The 16,892-nt window shown below is 74.7% G+C and carries 17 protein-coding genes; 10 read left to right on the forward strand and 7 right to left on the reverse strand.

The annotated features are described in order from the left end of the window. Nucleotides 1-41: 41 nt before the first annotated feature. Nucleotides 42-1,256: a glycosyltransferase gene (locus GXP74_RS15245; RefSeq protein ID WP_225447959.1), complete on the reverse strand. Its 1,215-nt coding sequence runs from the start codon at nucleotides 1,254-1,256 to the stop codon at nucleotides 42-44. 127 nt (nucleotides 1,257-1,383) lie between these two features. Between GXP74_RS15245 and GXP74_RS15250 the strand changes: the two genes are divergently transcribed. Continuing rightward, on the forward strand, nucleotides 1,384-2,166 hold the full coding sequence (locus GXP74_RS15250; protein WP_182452016.1) for a glutamate racemase: 783 nt from the start codon (nucleotides 1,384-1,386) through the stop codon (nucleotides 2,164-2,166). 49 nt (nucleotides 2,167-2,215) lie between these two features. Here the strand turns inward: GXP74_RS15250 and GXP74_RS15255 are convergent, their stop codons facing one another. Together GXP74_RS15255 and GXP74_RS15260 are read right to left on the reverse strand one after the other, a co-directional pair. Beyond that, nucleotides 2,216-3,385 (reverse strand): alpha-hydroxy-acid oxidizing protein, encoded by a 1,170-nt coding sequence (locus tag GXP74_RS15255; RefSeq protein ID WP_182452017.1) that lies wholly within the window; start codon nucleotides 3,383-3,385, stop codon nucleotides 2,216-2,218. Nucleotides 3,386-3,437: 52 nt separating this feature from the next. Beyond that, entirely contained in the window at nucleotides 3,438-4,427 is a 990-nt protein-coding gene (locus GXP74_RS15260; protein WP_182452018.1) for a polysaccharide deacetylase family protein, read from the reverse strand. 157 nt (nucleotides 4,428-4,584) lie between these two features. Between GXP74_RS15260 and GXP74_RS15265 the strand changes: the two genes are divergently transcribed. Further along, a complete protein-coding gene (locus tag GXP74_RS15265) occupies nucleotides 4,585-5,436 on the forward strand; it encodes a spermidine synthase (protein WP_225447960.1) in 852 nt (283 codons plus the stop codon). A gap of 47 nt (nucleotides 5,437-5,483) precedes the next feature. On the opposite strand, the gene GXP74_RS15270 is transcribed toward GXP74_RS15265, so the two are convergent. Next, on the reverse strand, nucleotides 5,484-6,155 hold the full coding sequence (locus tag GXP74_RS15270; RefSeq protein ID WP_182452019.1) for an O-methyltransferase: 672 nt from the start codon (nucleotides 6,153-6,155) through the stop codon (nucleotides 5,484-5,486). A 108-nt stretch (nucleotides 6,156-6,263) separates the two neighbouring features. Here GXP74_RS15270 and GXP74_RS15275 point away from each other — a divergent pair, with 108 nt between their 5' ends. Continuing rightward, a complete protein-coding gene (locus tag GXP74_RS15275; RefSeq protein ID WP_182452020.1) occupies nucleotides 6,264-6,848 on the forward strand; it encodes a nucleosidase in 585 nt (194 codons plus the stop codon). 70 nt (nucleotides 6,849-6,918) lie between these two features. Here GXP74_RS15275 and GXP74_RS15280 read toward each other — a convergent pair whose 3' ends face one another. Further along, nucleotides 6,919-7,344, reverse strand: a complete 426-nt coding sequence (locus tag GXP74_RS15280; RefSeq protein ID WP_182456464.1) for a nitroreductase family deazaflavin-dependent oxidoreductase — start codon at nucleotides 7,342-7,344, stop codon at nucleotides 6,919-6,921. A 249-nt stretch (nucleotides 7,345-7,593) separates the two neighbouring features. Between GXP74_RS15280 and GXP74_RS15285 the strand changes: the two genes are divergently transcribed. Further along, on the forward strand, nucleotides 7,594-8,307 hold the full coding sequence (locus GXP74_RS15285) for a TetR/AcrR family transcriptional regulator (RefSeq protein ID WP_182452021.1): 714 nt from the start codon (nucleotides 7,594-7,596) through the stop codon (nucleotides 8,305-8,307). A 31-nt stretch (nucleotides 8,308-8,338) separates the two neighbouring features. Here the strand turns inward: GXP74_RS15285 and GXP74_RS15290 are convergent, their stop codons facing one another. Next, nucleotides 8,339-8,887: a PTS-dependent dihydroxyacetone kinase phosphotransferase subunit DhaM gene (locus GXP74_RS15290; RefSeq protein ID WP_182452022.1), complete on the reverse strand. Its 549-nt coding sequence runs from the start codon at nucleotides 8,885-8,887 to the stop codon at nucleotides 8,339-8,341. A gap of 158 nt (nucleotides 8,888-9,045) precedes the next feature. Here GXP74_RS15290 and GXP74_RS15295 point away from each other — a divergent pair, with 158 nt between their 5' ends. Then, complete coding sequence (locus GXP74_RS15295; protein WP_182452023.1) at nucleotides 9,046-10,224, forward strand: acyl-CoA dehydrogenase family protein; 1,179 nt, start codon at nucleotides 9,046-9,048, stop codon at nucleotides 10,222-10,224. Here GXP74_RS15295 and GXP74_RS15300 read toward each other — a convergent pair. Continuing rightward, nucleotides 10,221-10,829, reverse strand: coding sequence for a TetR/AcrR family transcriptional regulator (locus GXP74_RS15300; protein ID WP_182452024.1), 609 nt, complete (start codon nucleotides 10,827-10,829; stop codon nucleotides 10,221-10,223). The two genes, GXP74_RS15295 and GXP74_RS15300, sit on opposite strands and share 4 nt — an antisense overlap. 107 nt (nucleotides 10,830-10,936) lie before the next feature. Here GXP74_RS15300 and GXP74_RS15305 point away from each other — a divergent pair, with 107 nt between their 5' ends. The 5 genes from GXP74_RS15305 (at nucleotide 10,937) to GXP74_RS15325 (ending at nucleotide 16,829) form a co-directional block, all read left to right on the forward strand. Continuing rightward, entirely contained in the window at nucleotides 10,937-12,235 is a 1,299-nt protein-coding gene (locus GXP74_RS15305) for an MFS transporter (RefSeq protein WP_182452025.1), read from the forward strand. Nucleotides 12,236-12,373: 138 nt separating this feature from the next. Further along, entirely contained in the window at nucleotides 12,374-12,946 is a 573-nt protein-coding gene (locus GXP74_RS15310; RefSeq protein WP_182452026.1) for a YbhB/YbcL family Raf kinase inhibitor-like protein, read from the forward strand. 122 nt (nucleotides 12,947-13,068) lie between these two features. Beyond that, a complete protein-coding gene (locus tag GXP74_RS15315) occupies nucleotides 13,069-14,049 on the forward strand; it encodes a serine/threonine-protein kinase (RefSeq protein WP_182452027.1) in 981 nt (326 codons plus the stop codon). Between the two features lie 84 nt (nucleotides 14,050-14,133). Continuing rightward, nucleotides 14,134-15,267, forward strand: coding sequence for a nitronate monooxygenase family protein (locus GXP74_RS15320; protein WP_182452028.1), 1,134 nt, complete (start codon nucleotides 14,134-14,136; stop codon nucleotides 15,265-15,267). After that, nucleotides 15,264-16,829, forward strand: coding sequence for an acyl-CoA synthetase (locus GXP74_RS15325; protein WP_182452029.1), 1,566 nt, complete (start codon nucleotides 15,264-15,266; stop codon nucleotides 16,827-16,829). The genes GXP74_RS15320 and GXP74_RS15325 overlap by 4 nt, the downstream gene beginning before the upstream one ends. Nucleotides 16,830-16,892 lie beyond the last annotated feature (63 nt).

Below are 16,892 nucleotides of genomic sequence, written 5' to 3' on the forward strand. Positions count from 1 at the left end.
TTCCGGGCCCCGGTTCCGGCTCCGGTCGGGGGTGGTCCGGGTCAGTCGGGCTCGGGCGCGCCCGACGGCGCCGGGACCGGGTCACCCACCGGTGCGTCCGGCCGGGTCCGCGCGGGCGCGCCGTAGGTGCGGCCCTTCCAGGCCGCGCCCCGGCCCTGCCAGTGCCGCACCGCCGAGTCCACCGTCATCAGCAGGTACAGCCCCGCGGTGAACGGCAGCAGCAGCGCCTCGGCCGCCGGACGGCCGTAGTACGCCAGCATCGGCCGGAAGGTCAGCGCCATCAGCGCCCAGGCGACGGCCGCGGGCACGGCCGCCCCGGCGTCCCCCGCCAGCAGACCGGCGACCAGCGCCACCGGCGGCACCAGGTACACCAGCGCCAGCCCCAGCACCGTGCCCGCCAGCAGCGGCACCGAGTGCCGCAGCTGCGCGTACGCGCTGCGGGAGACCATCCGCCACAGCTGCGCCAGCTCCGGGTACGGGCGGACGCTGTCCACCTGCTCGGCCAGGCCCAGCCAGGTCCGGCCGCCGTCGCGCTTCACCAGCCGCGCCAGGTTCACGTCGTCGATCACCGCGCCGCGGATCGCGGCCACCCCGCCCGCCCGCTCCAGCGCCTCCCGACGCACCAGCGTGCAGCCCCCGGCCGCCGCCGCCGTCCGCGCGCCGGGGCGGTTGCTCCGCCGGAACGGGTACAGCTGGGCGAAGAAGTAGACGAACGCCGGGACGATCAGCCGCTCCCAGCGGGTCTCCGTGCGCAGCCGCGCCATCTGCGAGACCAGGTCGAGCCGGTTCGACTCGGCCGCGGCGACCAGCTGCGCCAGCGAGTCCGGGCCGTGCGCGATATCGGCGTCGGTGAGCAGCAGGTACTCCGCCTCCCCGGCCAGCTCCACGCCGTGCCGCAGCGCCCAGAGCTTCCCGGTCCAGCCCGGCGGCGGCTCGCCCGGCGAGGCCACCGTCAGCGGCAGCAGCCCGGGGGCGGCGAGGCCGCGGGCCAGCGCGCCGGTGCCGTCGCTGCTGCCGTCGTCCACCAGGATCACCCGGGCCGGGCCCGGGTAGCGCTGCGCCAGCAGCGACGGCAGGCTCAGCGGCAGCACCTCCGCCTCGTCCCGGGCCGGGACCACCAGCGCCACCTCGGGCCAGCGGGCCGGCGCGGAGCGTTCCGGCAAGCGGACGTCGGTACGCCAGAACCAGCCCTGGCAGCAGGTCAGCCACAGCCAGGAGAGCAGGGACACGGAGGCGATGATCGCGAGTACGGACACCGCGCCAGTCTGGCGCACACCGCCCGTCCCGTCACCGAGCACTCGCCGACCGGGCCGCTCCGCGGGGCCGGGGTCGGGCATCGACCAACGGGCATCGACCAACGGGCATCGACTAAGGTGAGTCGCTGTGAAGATCGCACTGCTGGACTCGGGCATCGGACTGCTCGCCGCCGCCGCCGCGCTGCGCGAGCTGCGCCCGGACGCCGACCTGGTGCTCACCTGCGACCCGGACGGCATGCCCTGGGGCCCGCGCACCGCCGCCGACGTCACCGCGCACGCCCTCGACTGCGCCCGCGCCGCCGCCGCGTACCGGCCGGACGCCCTGGTGGTCGCCTGCAACACCGCCTCGGTACACGCGCTGGAGGCGATCCGGGCGGAGCTGGAGCCCGGGATCCCGGTGATCGGCACCGTCCCCGCGATCAAGCCCGCCGCCGCGACCGGCGGCCCGGTCGCGGTCTGGGCCACCCCGGCCACCACCGGCAGCGCCTACCAGCGCGGCCTGATCCGCGACTTCGCCGACGGCACGGACGTGGTGGAGGTCCCCTGCTGGGGGATGGCCGAGGCGGTCGAGCACGCCGACCAGCGGGCCATCGACGAGAGCATCGCCGCCGCCGCCGCGCAGACCCCGCCCGGGACCCGGGCGCTGGTCCTCGGCTGCACCCACTACGAACTGGTCGCCGACCGGATCCGGGCCGCGCTCGGCCGCCCGCCGGGCCTGGAGCTGTACGGCTCGGCGCGGGCCGTCGCCGGCCAGGCGCTGCGCCGGGTAACGCCCGCCGCCGCGGCCGGGCAGGGCGACGGGACGCTGGTGGTGCTGCGCAGCGGCCGGGTCGGCGAACTCCTCCCGGCCTCGCTCGGCTACCGCGAAGGACGACTGCTGGACACCGCGGCGCTGGCCCCGAGGCCGTAACCGCCGGTCGGGGCCCGGGTGACGGCCGTCGGCCACCGGCGCTCGGTGGCTAGTGGCCGGGAACCGGCCGCAGCGCGGCGGGCAGGTCGGCCAGGGCCCGGTAGCCGTCGACGGCCATGGTCAGGTCGGCCTCGGCCAGCAGCGACCGCAGCACGTGCACCACGCCGTCGGTGCCGCCGAGGGCCAGCCCGTAGGCGTACGGGCGGCCGACGCCGACCGCGGTCGCGCCCAGCGCCAGGGCCTTGACGATGTCGGCGCCGCCGCGCACCCCGGAGTCGAAGAGCACCGGCAGCCCGTCGGCGGCCTCGACCACGCCGGGCAGCGCGTCCAGCGCCGCCAACCCGCCGTTCGCCTGGCGTCCGCCGTGGTTGGAGACGTAGATCCCGTCGACCCCGGCGTCCTTCGCGCGGCGCGCGTCCTCCGGGTGGCAGATGCCCTTGAGCAGCAGCGGCAGGCTGGTCAGCGAACGCAGCCAGGGCAGGTCGTCCCAGGTCAGCGGGTTGCCGAAGATCCGGCTGAAGAGAGCGACCACCGCGCCCTGATCCTCCTCCGGGGCCTTGCCGAGCGCGGCCCGGAACACCGGGTCGGAGGTGTAGTTGGCCAGGCAGTTGCCGCGCAGCTGCGGGAAGTTGCTGGTGGACAGGTCGCGCGGGCGCCAGCCGGTGACCCAGGTGTCCAGGGTGACCACGATCCCCTTGAAGCCCGCCGCCTCGGCCCGGTGGACCAGGCTGGCGGCCAGCTCGCGGTCGGTCGGGGTGTACAGCTGGAAGAGGCCGGGGGTGTCGCCGAACTCCTTGGCGACCTCCTCCATCGGGTCGACCGTGAGGGTGGAGGCCACCATCGGCACGCCGGTCAGCGCGGCGGCCCGGGCGGTGGCCAGGTCGCCGTGGCCGTCCTGGGCGCACAGGCCGAGCACCCCGACCGGGGACATGAACAGCGGGGACGGCAGCCGCAGGCCGAACAGGTCGACCGAGAGGTCCCGGTCCGCCGCGCCGACCAGTATCCGCGGCACCAGCGCCCAGCGCTCGAAGGCCCGCACGTTGGCGCGCTGGGTGTGCTCGTCCCCGGCGCCCCCGGCGACGTAGGACCACACCGAGGGCGGCAGCGCCGCCTCGGCCGCCGCCTCCCAACCAGCGAAGGACATCGGGTACTTGGGCATCACCCCGAACAGACCACTGAGGTAGATCTCGTTCTGGTAGTCGCCGAACTGCTGCCGCATGACCACGATCACCCTCCTGCCGGGGCAGGGGCGGATCGCCCCCGTCCCGACCCTAGCCGACCGCGGGGTCCTGGACTCGGACCGCGACCGCGCCGCGCAGCCGCCGCGCGGTCGGGTTCCAGCCGGACAGGACACTGTCGAACAGACCGCGCGAGGTGCCCGCGTTGACGTGCAGCCGACTGATCCGCAGCGGATCCGGGTGCCCGCCGGCCGCCCCGCGCAGGTCGAACAGCGCGCCGTCGCTCAGGAACGCGCTGCTGTAGCCAAGCCCGCGCAGCAGCGGCTCGGCCCGACCGTCGAACACCCCGTCCGGATAGGCGAAGGCGCGCGGCTCCGCGCCGGTCAGCCGGGTCAGCCGGTGGTGGCCGCCCTGGACCTCCTCGCGCAGCGCGTAGTCGTCGCAGGAGTCCAGCCGGGAGTGTCCCAGCGAGTGGTTCCCCAGCTCGACGCCCGCGCCGCGCAGCGCCAGCAGGTCCGCCGAGGTCAGCTGCGGCGCCCCCGGGGCCTGGCGGGCGGCGGTCACCCGCAGTTCCTCCAGGCTGCGCCGCCGGTCCGGGTCGGGCAGCGCGGACAGCGCCGCGACCACGCCGCCGGGCGTCCGCGCGGACAGGCCGCGCGCCCGGCCGCCCTGGCCCACCAGGTACTCGGCCTCCTGCCACCAGTACGGCTGCTCGGTGTCCACCAGTCCGGCCACGACGAAGGCCACGGCCGGGACCAGCCCGCCGGCCAGTTCGGGCAGGGCCACCGTGACGGCGGTGCGGTGCCCCAGCTCGAAGCTGACCAGCACGGCGTGGGGAGGAAGCGGCGCGCCCCCGCGAAGCGCCGCTTCCACCTCCGCCAGGGAGACCGGGCGGGCGGTCCGCCGCAACCGGTCCAGCTGGGCCCGGAAGACCGCCGGATCGGTCAGGTCGCGGAAGGTCAGCACCGCGAGCCTGCGGGCCGAGCGGCCGCGGGCGTGCGGCGGCGCGGCACGCCGCGCGCGGCTCCGGCCGGGATCGGGATGGGGAACGGGGTGGGGCAGGGTGGTGATCGGCAGTCGCACGGACTTCCCTTCCGTCGCGCCGAGCGGCGCCCATGAGGGTGTTCGAGGACGCCGCCGTGTCGCTCAATGTATGAGAAGACCCGCGTCCCCGGGGGAAGGTTGTACGGCTGGAGGGACGAACTTTCCCGGCGGTGGCGCAGCCGCCACAATGGGACGTATGGCCGACCCGATCACTGACCCCGTGCCCGTCGAACGCCGGGTCGACCTGGGCACCGCCCGGTTGCTGCCCGACCTGGACCGGCCCCGGGGCTGGCTGATGACCATGGACGACGCACCCCAGTCCTACGTCGACCTGGACGACCCGCTCTACCTGGAGTTCGAGTACGTGCAGCGGCTGGCCCACGTGGTGGACCTGGCCGCCCCCTCCGGCGAGCCGCTGGCCGCGCTGCACCTGGGCGGCGGCGGACTGACCCTGCCGCGCTACCTGGCCAGCACCCGGCCCGGATCGCCGCAGCGGGTGGTCGAACTCGACGGCGGGCTCACCGACCTGGTCCGCGAGTACCTGCCCTGGCCGGACGGGTCGCTGCGGGTCGATCCGGCGGACGCCCGCGAACACCTGGCGGGCCGCCCGGAGGACAGCGCCGACCTGGTGGTCGCCGACGTCTTCGGCGGCTCCCGGATCCCGGCGCACCTGACCTCGGTGGAGTTCGTCCGGGCCGCGGCCCGGGTGCTGCGCCCCGGCGGGATCTACACCGCCAACCTCGCCGACGCGGCGCCGATGGACTTCGGCCGGGCGCAGCTGGCCACCGTCGGCTCGGTCTTCACCGACCTGTGCCTGATCGCCGAGCCCTCGGTGCTGCGCGGACGGCGCTACGGCAACCTGGTGATCGTCGCGGCGGACCGGCCGCTGCCGGTCGCCGAGCTGGCCCGCCGGGTCGCCGCGGACGCCTTCCCGGCCAGGGTGGTCCACGGCGACCGGCTGCGGCTGCTGATGGCCGGTGCGCGGCCGGTCACCGACGCCACCGCGGTTGCCTCCCCGCCGCCGCCGGAGGGCGCGTTCAGCCTGTGACCCGCGTCAGCCGGTCCCACCAACGGCGTCAGCCGGTCACCACGGCGTCAGCCGGTCACCAGGGCCAGGACGAAGCCGTCGTAGCCCTTGCTGCCGACGGTCTGCAGCGCGGTCGCGGTCAGCCTCGGCTCGGCGGCGATGAACTCCAACGCGGCCCGGGTGCCGGTGATCGCCTCGTCCTGGCCCGACTCGTCCAGCACCCGGCCGCCGCGCACCACGTTGTCCACGATGATCAGCGTGCCGGGACGGCTCAGCTCCAGGGCCCAGCGCGTGTAGTTGGCGCTGTTCACCTTGTCGGCGTCGATGAAGACCAGGTCGAACGGGCCGATGCCGTCCGCCTGGACCTGCGGCAGGCTGTCCAGGGCCGCGCCCACCCGGACCTCCACCCGGTCGGCGAGACCGGCGGCGGCGATGTTGGCCCGCGCCACCTCGGCGTGCGCGGGGTCGTACTCCAGCGAGACCAGCCGCCCGTCCGACGGCAGCGCCCGGGCCAGCTCGATGGTCGAGAAGCCGCCGAGGGTACCGATCTCCAGGATCGTCCGGGCACCCCGGATCAGTGCCAGCAGTTGCAGCAGCTTCCCCTGCGGGGCGGACACCGCGATCGGCGGCAGCCCGGCGGCGGCGCTCGACGCCAGGGTGGTGTCCAGGGCCGGGTCGGTCAGCCGCAGGGTGCGGGTGAGGTAGTCGTCGACATCGTTCCAGGTGCTGTTCGAACTCACGAGAGCCTTGCTCCTTCGGCGCTGACGTACTGTTTCCGACGTGCTGTCCGCATGTGCTGGCCGCGTGCGGCCGCAACCCGTCGCGAGCCCCTGTCTACCATGGTCGCCATGCGACTCATCGGAGAGATCGATCCCACCCGCCCCCTGCTCGTCCTCGCCGTCGCGGAGGAGGCGGCCCACCTGGACGCCGGGCTGCCGGTGCTGCTGACCGGGATGGGCAAGGTCAACGCGGCGGTCGCGGTGGCGTCGGTACTGGCCGGGGCGGCCCGCCCGGCGTCCGTGGTGAACCTGGGGACGGCCGGGGCGCTACAGCCGGGCTGGTCCGGCACGCACGAGGTCAGCACCGTGATACAGCACGACCTGGACGCGGCGGTGCTGCACCTGCTCACCGGTGAGGACGTCGGCGTGGCGATCGACCTGCGCCCGGACTCGGCGGCCTCGGGGCCGGTGCTGGCCACCGGCGACCTGTTCGTCTCGGACGAGGACGCCCGGCGGCGGCTGGCCGAGCGGGCCGACCTGGTCGACATGGAGGGCTTCGCGGTGGCCGCCGCCGCCCGGGCGGCGGGGCTGCCGGTGCGGCTGGTCAAGCACGTCAGCGACGAGGCGGGGGAGGGGGCGGCGAAGACCTGGCGGGAGTCGGTGGACGGCTGCGCCCGGGAGCTGGCCCAGTGGGTCGGGAAGAACCTGGTCTGAGGCCGGGGCCGGGGCCGGGGTCGGGGTCGGGCCTGGGGCTGGGGCTGGGGCTGGGGCCGGGGTCGGACGGTCAGCGGTCGGCGGCGACGCGGAAGACCGGGAAGCCGGGGGCGATCTCCCGCAGGGTGGCCTCCGGGGAGTCGGCGCTCACGTCGCCGAAGAAGAAGCCGACCTCCCAGGCCCAGCGCCGCAGGTACTCGCGCAGCACCGGGGGCTTGTCGGCGTCGGCGACCTCGACGGCGCGGAAGGTCTCCGCCCGGCGGCCGAGGCGCAGCTCCCCGCCTCCGGCGGCGCGCATGTTGCGGACCCACTGGGTGTGGCCCCGGGGCGCGACCAGGTAGCGCTCGCCCTCGAAGGTCAGCAGGTTGACCGGGGTGGTCCGCCATTCGCCGGACTTGCGGCCGCGGACGGCGAGGGTGCGCGAACCGAGGACGCTGATGCCGAGGTGGCCGAGCACGCGCATCGCGCGGTTGCTCACGGCGTCGAGCAGGACCATCAGCCGACCGGTCGGGACGAGCAGCCGGGGCTCGGTGGGCTGGGGCTGGGACTGGGACTGGGTTATGGGCTGGGTGATGGGCTGGGACATCTCTGGTCTCCTGTAGTGAGCGATGCTGAGTGAGCGATGGTCTTTTTCGAGAGCACTGCTCTCGTTTCCCTGGTATCGACTATGGCGCGACCGCTGCCCCGAGTCAAGAGCAGTGCTCTCGTTTTGATGCGCTGCTCTCGTTTGTGGCACACTGTCGACATGGCAGCGATCAAGACCGCCCGCGAGCGGGCACGTGAAGAGCTCACCCGCGAGATCAAGGCCGAGGCCCGCAAGCAGTTGGCCGTCGAGGGCGCCCAGCGGCTCTCCCTGCGCGCCGTCGCCCGGGAGCTCGGCATGGTCTCCTCCGCCCTCTACCGCTACTTCCCGAGTCGGGACGACCTGCTCACCGCGCTCATCATCGACGCGTACGACTCCCTCGGCGAGCAGGTGGAGGCGGCCGTCGCCGAGGTGCCGCCCGCCGACGTGCGCGCCCGCTGGGTCGCCCTGTGCCACGCGGCCCGCGCCTGGGCGCTGACCAGTCCGCACGAGTACGCCCTGGTCTACGGCAGCCCGGTGCCCGGCTATGTCGCGCCGCCGGAGACGGTGGTGCCCGCCAGCCGGGTCCCGCTGCTGCTGATCGCCATGGTCGGCGACAGCGTCGGGCGGTTCGAACTGGAGGCCGCGCCCCGGCCGCTGCGCGGGGTGCTCGCCCAGCAGATGGCGGATCTGGCCGCCCAGCTGTCCCCCGACCTGCCCCCGGTGCTGCTGACCCGGGGCATCGCCGCCTGGACGCAGCTCTTCGGGATGATCAGCTTCGAGCTGTTCGGGCAGTTCGTCGGCTCCGCCGACCCCGCCGACGGCTTCTTCGGCTACGCCGTCGAGGACCTCGCCGACTACCTGGGCCTCGCCCCCGCTGCCGACGGGCAGGGCTGACCGGGCGGGCGGCCCGGCGCCGCCCGCCCGCTCAGCGCTTGTGCACCCGGTAGCAGTCCTCGGCCGCCTCCAGCACCGCCGCCAGGTCGCCCCCGGTGGCGGCGGTCGCCACCGCCGCGACCGCGCCCTCCAGGAACGGGGCGTCGGCGAAGCGGACCGGGAACGGCAGCCCGTGCGCCTCGGCGTCCGCGAGCAGGTCGAGCACGGTCCGGACCGAGCCGCCCAGGTCGGCCAGTACCGCCACGCCCAGGCCCTGGTCGACCCCGCGCATGGCGGTGACCACGCGGGCCGCGCTGGTGCCCGGGCCGCCGTCCAGGGCGCCGCCGGCCGCCGCCACCGGTCCGGGGTCACCGGTGCCCAGCAGGGTGACCGCCATCCGGGCCACCGACTCCGCCACGGCCGGGCTGTGCGACACCAGGACCACCCCGACCCGGTCGAGCGCGGGCAGCGGCACCGCCCGCAGCCCGTGCGCGGCGGGTTCCGACTGCTCCCCCCGTTGCCGCGGCGCCTCGGCCTCGTCCGCTTCGTCCGAGGGGTCCCGCACCGGGCGCAATGCCGCCGTCCGTGTCTGGCTGCCCATCCCTGCCGCTCTCCTCACCTCGGTACCTGGCCCGCCGGGCTCGGCCCAGGGTAGGACGGCGCGGGCGGTGACCGGTCGCGCCGCGCGGTGCTTCCGCAATTGTAGAACGTGTTCTAGCGTGGCATCCTGACTGTCCGTCAGCTCACCCGGAGGCCGCCATGTACCTGGACCACACGCCGGAGCAGCAGCGGCTCCGCGCCGAACTGCGGACCTACTTCGCGGAGTTGATGCCGCCGGAGGCCTATGGACGGCTGAACGACCCGCGTCGGCAGAAGCAGTTCTACCGCGAGGTCAACCGTCGCCTGGGTGCGGACCGCTGGCTCGGCGTGGGCTGGCCGGTGGCGTACGGCGGGCGCGGGATGAGCGCCGCCGAGCAGTTCGTCTTCTTCGACGAGGCCGCGCAGGCGGGGGTGCCGCTGCCGATCATGGCGCTGAACACGGTCGGTCCCTCGATCATGAGGTTCGGCACCGACGAGCAGAAGGCGTACTTCCTGCCCCGGATCCTGGCCGGGGAGCTGGACATCGCCATCGGCTACTCGGAGCCCGACGCGGGCACCGACCTGGCCGCGCTGAAGACCCGCGCGGTGCTGGACGGCGACGCCTACGTGGTCAACGGCCAGAAGATCTGGACCACCAACGGGGACACCGCGGACTGGGTCTGGCTCGCGGTCCGCACCGATCCGGACGCCCCGCCGCACCAGGGGATCAGCATCCTGCTGCTGGACACCACCGACCCGGGCTACTCCACCACCGTGATCCGCACCCTGGCCGGGCACGACACCACCGCCAGCTACTACCAGGACGTCCGGGTGCCGGTCGGCCGCCGGGTCGGCCCGGAGAACCAGGGCTGGCGGCTGATCACCAACCAGCTCAACCACGAGCGGGTCACCCTGGCCGCGCACACCACCATGGCCAACCGCGCCCTGGCCGAGGTCCAGGCGTGGGCCGGGGACGCCGAACTCTCCGACGGCCGCCGGGTGCTGGACCTGCCCTGGGTCCGCCAGCGGCTGGCCCGCACGCACCTGCGGCTGGACGCCATGAGACTGCTCAACTGGCGGATGGTGGACGCCGTCCAGCGCGGCGAGCTGACCCCGCAGGACGCCTCCGCGGTCAAGGTGTACGGCAGCGAGGCCCGCCGCGACGCGTACGCCTGGCTGCTGGAGGTGGTCGGCGCGGCCGGTCCGCTGAAGGACGGCTCGGCGGGCGCCGCGCTGCACGGCAACCTGGAACGCGGCTACCGCAGCGCGGTCATCTTCACCTTCGGCGGCGGCAACAACGAGGTGCAGCGGGAGATCATCTCCTGGATCGGCCTGGGCATGCCCCGGGTCCGCCGCTAGCGCTCCGCGCCCGGGGCCGTCGCCGCGTCCAGCAGCAGGGCGGCGCAGTCCCGGGCCGAGGCGGCGGCGGTGAGGTCGCGGTCCAGCCGGGCGGCGATGGCCGCGCCGTCGTAGAGCAGCATCAGCCCCCGGCTCAACTGCCCGGGGTCGGCGGCGCCCGCCGCCGTGCCGAGGTCCACGAACGCCTCCCGCATCCAGGCCCGGTGCTCGTCGGTGACCTCGGCGATCCGGCTGCCGGGGCGGGCCTCGGCGTTGGCGTTGACGAAGGCGCAGCCGTGGTAGTCCGGCCGGGCGATGGACTCGCCGAGCGCGTCGAAGATGCCCAGGATCTGCGCGCGCGGGGTCTCGTGGCTGGCGATGACCTCGGTGACCTGGCGGCGGCGGGCGTCCTGGCGGCCCGCCAGGTAGGCGCGGATCAGCTCCTCCTTGCTGCCGAAGGCGCTGTAGAGGGTCGCCTTGGCGACCCCGGCGCGTTCGATCACCCGGTCGATGCCGACGGTGTTCACGCCCTCCTTGTAGAAGAGCTCGTTGGCGGCGGCCAGCAGCCGGGCCCGGGCGGTGGGCCGATCCGGCGCGGGCTTTCCCGGGGTCGCCATGGTGTCCATGAGTTGACGCTACCAGACAGGTCGGTCTAGTGTCAGGCGTACCAGACAGACCGGTCTCCCTGGATTCGGCCCGTGCCCGCGCACCAGCTCGGTGAAAGAAGCTCCCGATGTCCTCCGTGTCGCCCCCTTCCGCAGCCGGCCCGTCCGTAGGGCGATCCTGGAGACTGCCCTCCGGCGCGGCTTTCTACCTCCAGGCCTCGATCGTCGTCGCCTTCCTTGCCGCCTCCAGTGCGCCGACCCCGCTCTACGCCGTCTACCAGCGGGAATGGGGCTTCTCGCCGATCACCACCACGGTCGTCTTCGGCATCTACGCACTGGTCGTGCTCGCCGGGCTGCTCACCGTCGGATCGCTCTCCGACCACGTCGGGCGGCGGCCGGTGCTGTTCACCGCGATCGCGCTGCAGGCCGCCGCGATGGTGGTGCTGACCGAGGCCTCCGGGGTCGGCGACCTGATCGCCGCGCGGGTGGTCCAGGGCGTGGCGACCGGCGCGGCGCTGGGCGCGGTCGGCGCCGGGATGCTCGACCTGGACAAGGCCAAGGGCACCATCGCCAACGCGGTCGCGCCGATGACCGGCACCGCCACCGGGGCCCTGGTCTCCGGGCTGCTGGTGCAGTACCTGCCCGATCCCACCCGCCTGGTCTACCTGGTCATCCTCGCGATATTCCTGCTCCAGGGCGTCGGCGTGCTGCTGATGCGGGAGACCTCGGCGCCCGCGCCCGGCGCGCTCGCCTCGCTCCGCCCCCGGCTGGGCGTGCCCCGGGCGGCCCGCGGACCGCTGCTGGTGGCGGTGCCGGTACTGATCGCGGTCTGGGCGCTGGCCGGACTCTACGGCTCGGTCGTCCCGGCGGTGGTCAGCGACCTGGTCGGCTCCAGCTCACCGGTGCTCGGCGGGCTGGCGATGTTCGCGCTGGCCGGAAGCGGGGTGCTGGCGGTGCTGCCGCTGCGCGAGGCCGCGCCGCGACGGGTGATGCTGTTCGGCATCGCGGCCACCATCGTCGGGGTCGCGATCATCCTGCTGGCGGTCGACCAGCGGTCGGTGGCCTGGTTCTTCATCGGCACGGTCAGTGCCGGGGCGGGCTTCGGCGGCGGCTTCCAGGGCGGGATCCGCACGGTCGTCCCGCTGGCCGCGCCGCACGAGCGCTCCGGGCTGCTGTCGACCGTGTTCGTGGTCTGCTACCTGGCCATGGGCCTGCCCGCGGTGATCGGCGGCTACCTGGTGGTCCACAGCGGCGGACTGCTGGCCACCACCCGGGAGTACGGCATCGCGGTGATCGTGCTGGCGGTGCTCGCGCTGCTGGGGCTCGCGGTGCGCCGGGACCGCGCGCCGCGGCCCTCGGTGGTGGTCGCCGCCGGCGGCCAGGCACCGGCGGTGGCGCCGGAGCGGCGCGCACGGGTGGAGGGCTGAGCGGGCCCGGGCCCGCCGGAGCGCCCGCGACTGTACCGCGAACGGCGTATGCAGTAGTTTGGGCCGAGCGGACTGCGAACAAGGATCGCAGTCCGCTCGGCCGCCGACCGTCGGCCGCCCGCCGACCGAAGGACAGCCGTGGCGATTCTGGGAACCCTGCTGAAGAACAAGCGGGCCGGTGAGGCCCGGCTGGCCTGGAACCTGCCGTCGCTGGCCGGTCCCGGGACGATCGCCCTGACCAGTACCGACTTCGCCGACGGGGAGTTCCTGGCCCCGGCCCACGCGGGCCGCCGGGCCGGTGGCGGCAACAGCTCGCCCGCGCTGGCCTGGACCGGCGTGCCCGACGGCACCGCGCAGCTGCTGCTGGTCGTCCAGGACGTCGACTCGCCCACGGGTACTCCGTTCGTGCACTGTGTGGCGCTGCTCGAACCCGGGCTGACCGCACTGCCCACCGGGGCGCTGGACGCGGACCGTCCGGCCGCCGGGGTGCGGCTGCTGCGCTCCGGCATGGGACGCGGCTACCTCGGTCCCGAGCCGATCAAGGGACACGGTCAACACCGGTACGTCTTCCAGCTGTTCGCGCTGGCCGCCGCCGTCGCCGAGACGGTCGGCGGCGCGGCGCCGGAGGCGGCCAGGCCGAAGGCAGTGCTCGGCGCGATCCAAGGTCCCAGCCTGGCCCGGGGCCGCCTCGACGGCCTGTACCAGCGCTGAATCCCCGCGCCGCCGAGGGGGAGGGGTCGGTGCTGATCCCGCCGCCGTGGCCTTAGGCTGCTGCGGGAAGGGGGAGAGGCGGCGCAGCGAGGATCCGGACATGCGCCTGCCGGACAACCGCGGTGGAGGAAGGAACGCTGGTCCAGGGCCGCTACCGGCTCCTCGGGCTGCTCGGCCGGGGCGGTATGGGCGAGGTCTGGCGCGCCGAGGACGAGGCACTGGGCCGCCACGTCGCGGTGAAGTGCCTGCGGACCGGGGCGGTGCCGCACGACCCGGGCCAGGCACGGCTGCAACTGGAGCGCTTCCGGCGGGAGGCCAGGGTCGCCGCCGGGTTGCAGCACCCGGGGGTCACCGTGGTGCACGACTTCGGCGACGCCGGGGGCGCGCCGTACCTCGTCATGGAACTGCTGGACGGCCGCGACCTCGGGCAGATCCTGGACGACCTGCCCGGACGCCGGATGCCGATCGCCGAGGCGGTGCACACCGCCCGGCAGATCGCCTCCGCGCTGGCGTACACGCACACCAGGGACGTGATCCACCGCGACCTGAAACCGGCCAACCTGATCCGCACCACCGACGGCGGCCTGAAGATCTGCGACTTCGGCATCGCCCGGCTGCGCGGCGCGGGCGGACCGACCTCGCGCTTCGGCAACGCGGGCAGCCCGGTCGGCACCCCTCGCTACATGTCGCCGGAGCAGATCAACGAGGACGACCTGGACGCCCGCAGCGACCTCTACTCCTTCGGCTGTGTGCTGTACGAACTGCTGGTCGGGGCACCGCCGTTCACCGTCGGCGACCCACTGGTGATCATGCTCGACCACCGGGACACCCCGCCCCGGCCGCCACGCGGGCTGCGGCCCTCGATCCCCGAGGAGCTGGAGCGGATCGTACTGGCGCTGCTGGCGAAGAACCCGGAGGACCGGCCCGCCGACGCCATGGCGGTGCTGCGGGCGCTGAACGCGGTGGCCCACCCGCAGCGTCCGCGGGCGCGGCCGCTGCCGCCGTGGGCCAGGCTGATGGGGCCGGTCCCGGTCACCCTGGTCCGGGTCACCCCGGAGGCCCGGGCGGTGACCGAGCTGACCCGCCGCTGGCCGCGCGGATAGCCGGTGCGGCTGCCGTTCAGGTGAACTGACGAACAGTCAGATATTCTCTTCCAGTCTCGACCCGGCTGCGCCATGCTGCCCGGCATGAGGACGGAACTCAGTGACCGGCTCGGGATCGAGCACGCCATCTTCGGCTTCACCCCCTTCCCGGCGGTGGCCGCCGCGATCACCCGGGCCGGTGGACTCGGTGTGCTCGGGGCGGTGCGCTACTCCGGCGCCGAGGAGCTGGCCCGCGAACTCGACTGGATGGACGCCCAGGTCGGCGGCCTGCCCTATGGCGTGGACGTGGTGATGCCGGCCCGCAAGGTCGAGGACGTGACCGTGGCCCAGGTCGAGGCGATGATCCCGGAGGGCCACCGCGCCTTCGTCCGGGAGACCCTGGCCCGCTTCGGCGTCCCGGAACTGCCCGAGGAGCAGGCGGGCGGCTGGCGGATCACCGGCTGGATGGAGGACGTCGCCCGGTCCCATGTCGACGTCGCGCTGGAGCATCCGATCCGGCTGCTCGCCAGCGCGCTCGGACCGCCGCCCGCCGACATCGTGGACCGGGCGCACGCCGCCGGGGTCCTGGTCGCCGCGCTGGCCGGGAGCGCCCGGCACGCCCGGCACCACGCCGAGGCCGGTCTCGACCTGGTGATCGCCCAGGGGTACGAGGCCGGGGGCCACACCGGCGAGATCGGCACGATGGTGCTGGTCCCGGAGATCGCCGCCGCGGTCGCGCCGCTGCCGGTGCTCGCGGCGGGCGGCATCGGCACCGGCGCCCAGGCCGCCGCCGGGCTCGCGCTCGGGGCGCAGGGCGTCTGGCTCGGCTCGGTCTGGCTGACCGTCGCCGAGTCCGAGCTGGACTCGGCGGTGCTGCGGGCGAAGCTGCTGGCGGCCGGGTCCGGCGACACCGTCCGCTCGCGCGCGCTGACCGGCAAGCCCGCGCGCCAGCTGCGCACCCGCTGGACGGACGCCTGGGAGCAGCCGTCCAGTCCCGGACCGCTGCCGATGCCGCTCCAGGGCCTGCTGGTCGCCGACGCCGTCAGCCGGATCCAGGCGTACGAGGCGCCGGAGCTGATCGGTACCCCGGTCGGCCAGATCGTCGGCCAGATGACCGAGGAACGGCCGGTGGCGGCGGTGATGGACGAGCTCACCCGGGGTTTCGAACGCGCGGTGGCCCGGCTCGGCCGGATCGCCGCGAAGGCCGCCGACCGGGCGGGAACGGAGGGGACATCGTGACCGACCACCAACTCGACGCGTCCACACCGGGGTTCTGGGCCCGGGCAGCCGCCGAACCGGACCGCCCGGCGCTGGTCGCCCCGGACGGCACGCCCTGGACGGCGGGCGAACTGCTGGCCGCCGCCAACCGGTTGACGCACGGGCTGCGCGCGGCCGGGCTGTCCGCCGGAGACGCCTTCGCGGTGGTGCTGCCGAACGGCCCGGAGCTGATCGCCGGCTACCTCGCCGCCGCCCAGGCCGGGTTCTACCTGGTCCCGGTCAACCACCACCTGGTCGGCCCGGAGATCGCCTGGATCGTCGCCGACAGCGGCGCCCGGGTGCTGATCGCGCACGAGCGGTACGCCGGGGCGGCCACCGCCGCCGCCGACGAGGCGGGCCTGGCCAAGGAGCGCCGCTACGCGGTCGGCGAGGCGGCCGGGTTCCGGAGCTACCGCGACCTGCTCGCCGGGCAGCCGGACACCGCCCCGGAGCGGCGCACCGCCGGGTGGGTGATGAACTACACCTCGGGCACCACCGGCCGTCCGCGCGGCATCCGCCGCCCGCTGCCGGGCGTGCCGCCGGAGCGGACGCCGCTCGGCGGCTTCCTCGGCATCTTCGGGATCACCGCCGGGGGCGGCCACACCCACCTGGTCTGCTCGCCGCTCTACCACACCGCCGTGCTTCAGTTCGCCGCCGCGTCCCTGCACCTGGGGCACCCGGTGGTGCTGATGGACCGGTGGACGGGGGAGGGCATGCTGGAACTGATCGACCGGCACCGGGTCACCCACACGCACATGGTGCCGACCCAGTTCCACCGGCTGCTGGCACTGCCGGAGCCGGTCCGCGCCCGCTACGACGTGTCCTCGATGCGGCACGCCATCCACGGCGCCGCGCCCTGCCCCGACCACGTCAAGCGGGCGATGATCGACTGGTGGGGCGAGTGCGTGGAGGAGTACTACGCGGCCAGTGAGGGCGGCGGCACCTTCGCCACCGCCCGGGAGTGGCTGGAGCGTCCGGGCACGGTCGGCCGGGCCTGGCCGATCAGCGAGATCGCGGTGCTGGACGACGAGGGCCGCCCCCGGCCGCCCGGTGTGCTCGGCACCGTCTACCTGCGGATGAACACCGGCGGCTTCAGCTACCACAAGGACGACGCGAAGACCCGGCAGAACCGGGTCGGCGGCTTCTTCACCGTCGGCGACCTGGGGTTGCTGGACGCGGACGGCTACCTCTACCTGCGCGACCGCAAGATCGACATGATCATCTCGGGCGGGGTGAACATCTACCCGGCCGAGATCGAGTCGGCGCTGCTGGCGCATCCGGCGGTGGCCGACGCCGCCGCCTTCGGGATCCCGCACGACGAGTGGGGCGAGCAGGTCAAGGCCGTGGTCGAGCCGGCCGAGGGCTTCGTGCCCGGGCCCCGGCTGGCGGCCGACATCCTGGCGCACTGCGAGCGGGCCCTGGCCGGGTACAAGCGTCCGCGCTCGGTGGACTTCGTGCCGGAGCTGCCGCGCGACCCCAACGGCAAGCTGTACAAGCGCCGGCTGCGCGACCCGTACTGGGCGGACCGGGACCGGCGGGTCTGAGCCCCGGAACCGGCAGCGGCCCCGTCCCTGGGGGAGGGCGGGGCCGCGCACCCGATCAGGTCC

This window comes from Streptacidiphilus sp. P02-A3a, from assembly GCF_014084105.1.
GTDB lineage: Bacteria > Actinomycetota > Actinomycetes > Streptomycetales > Streptomycetaceae > Streptacidiphilus.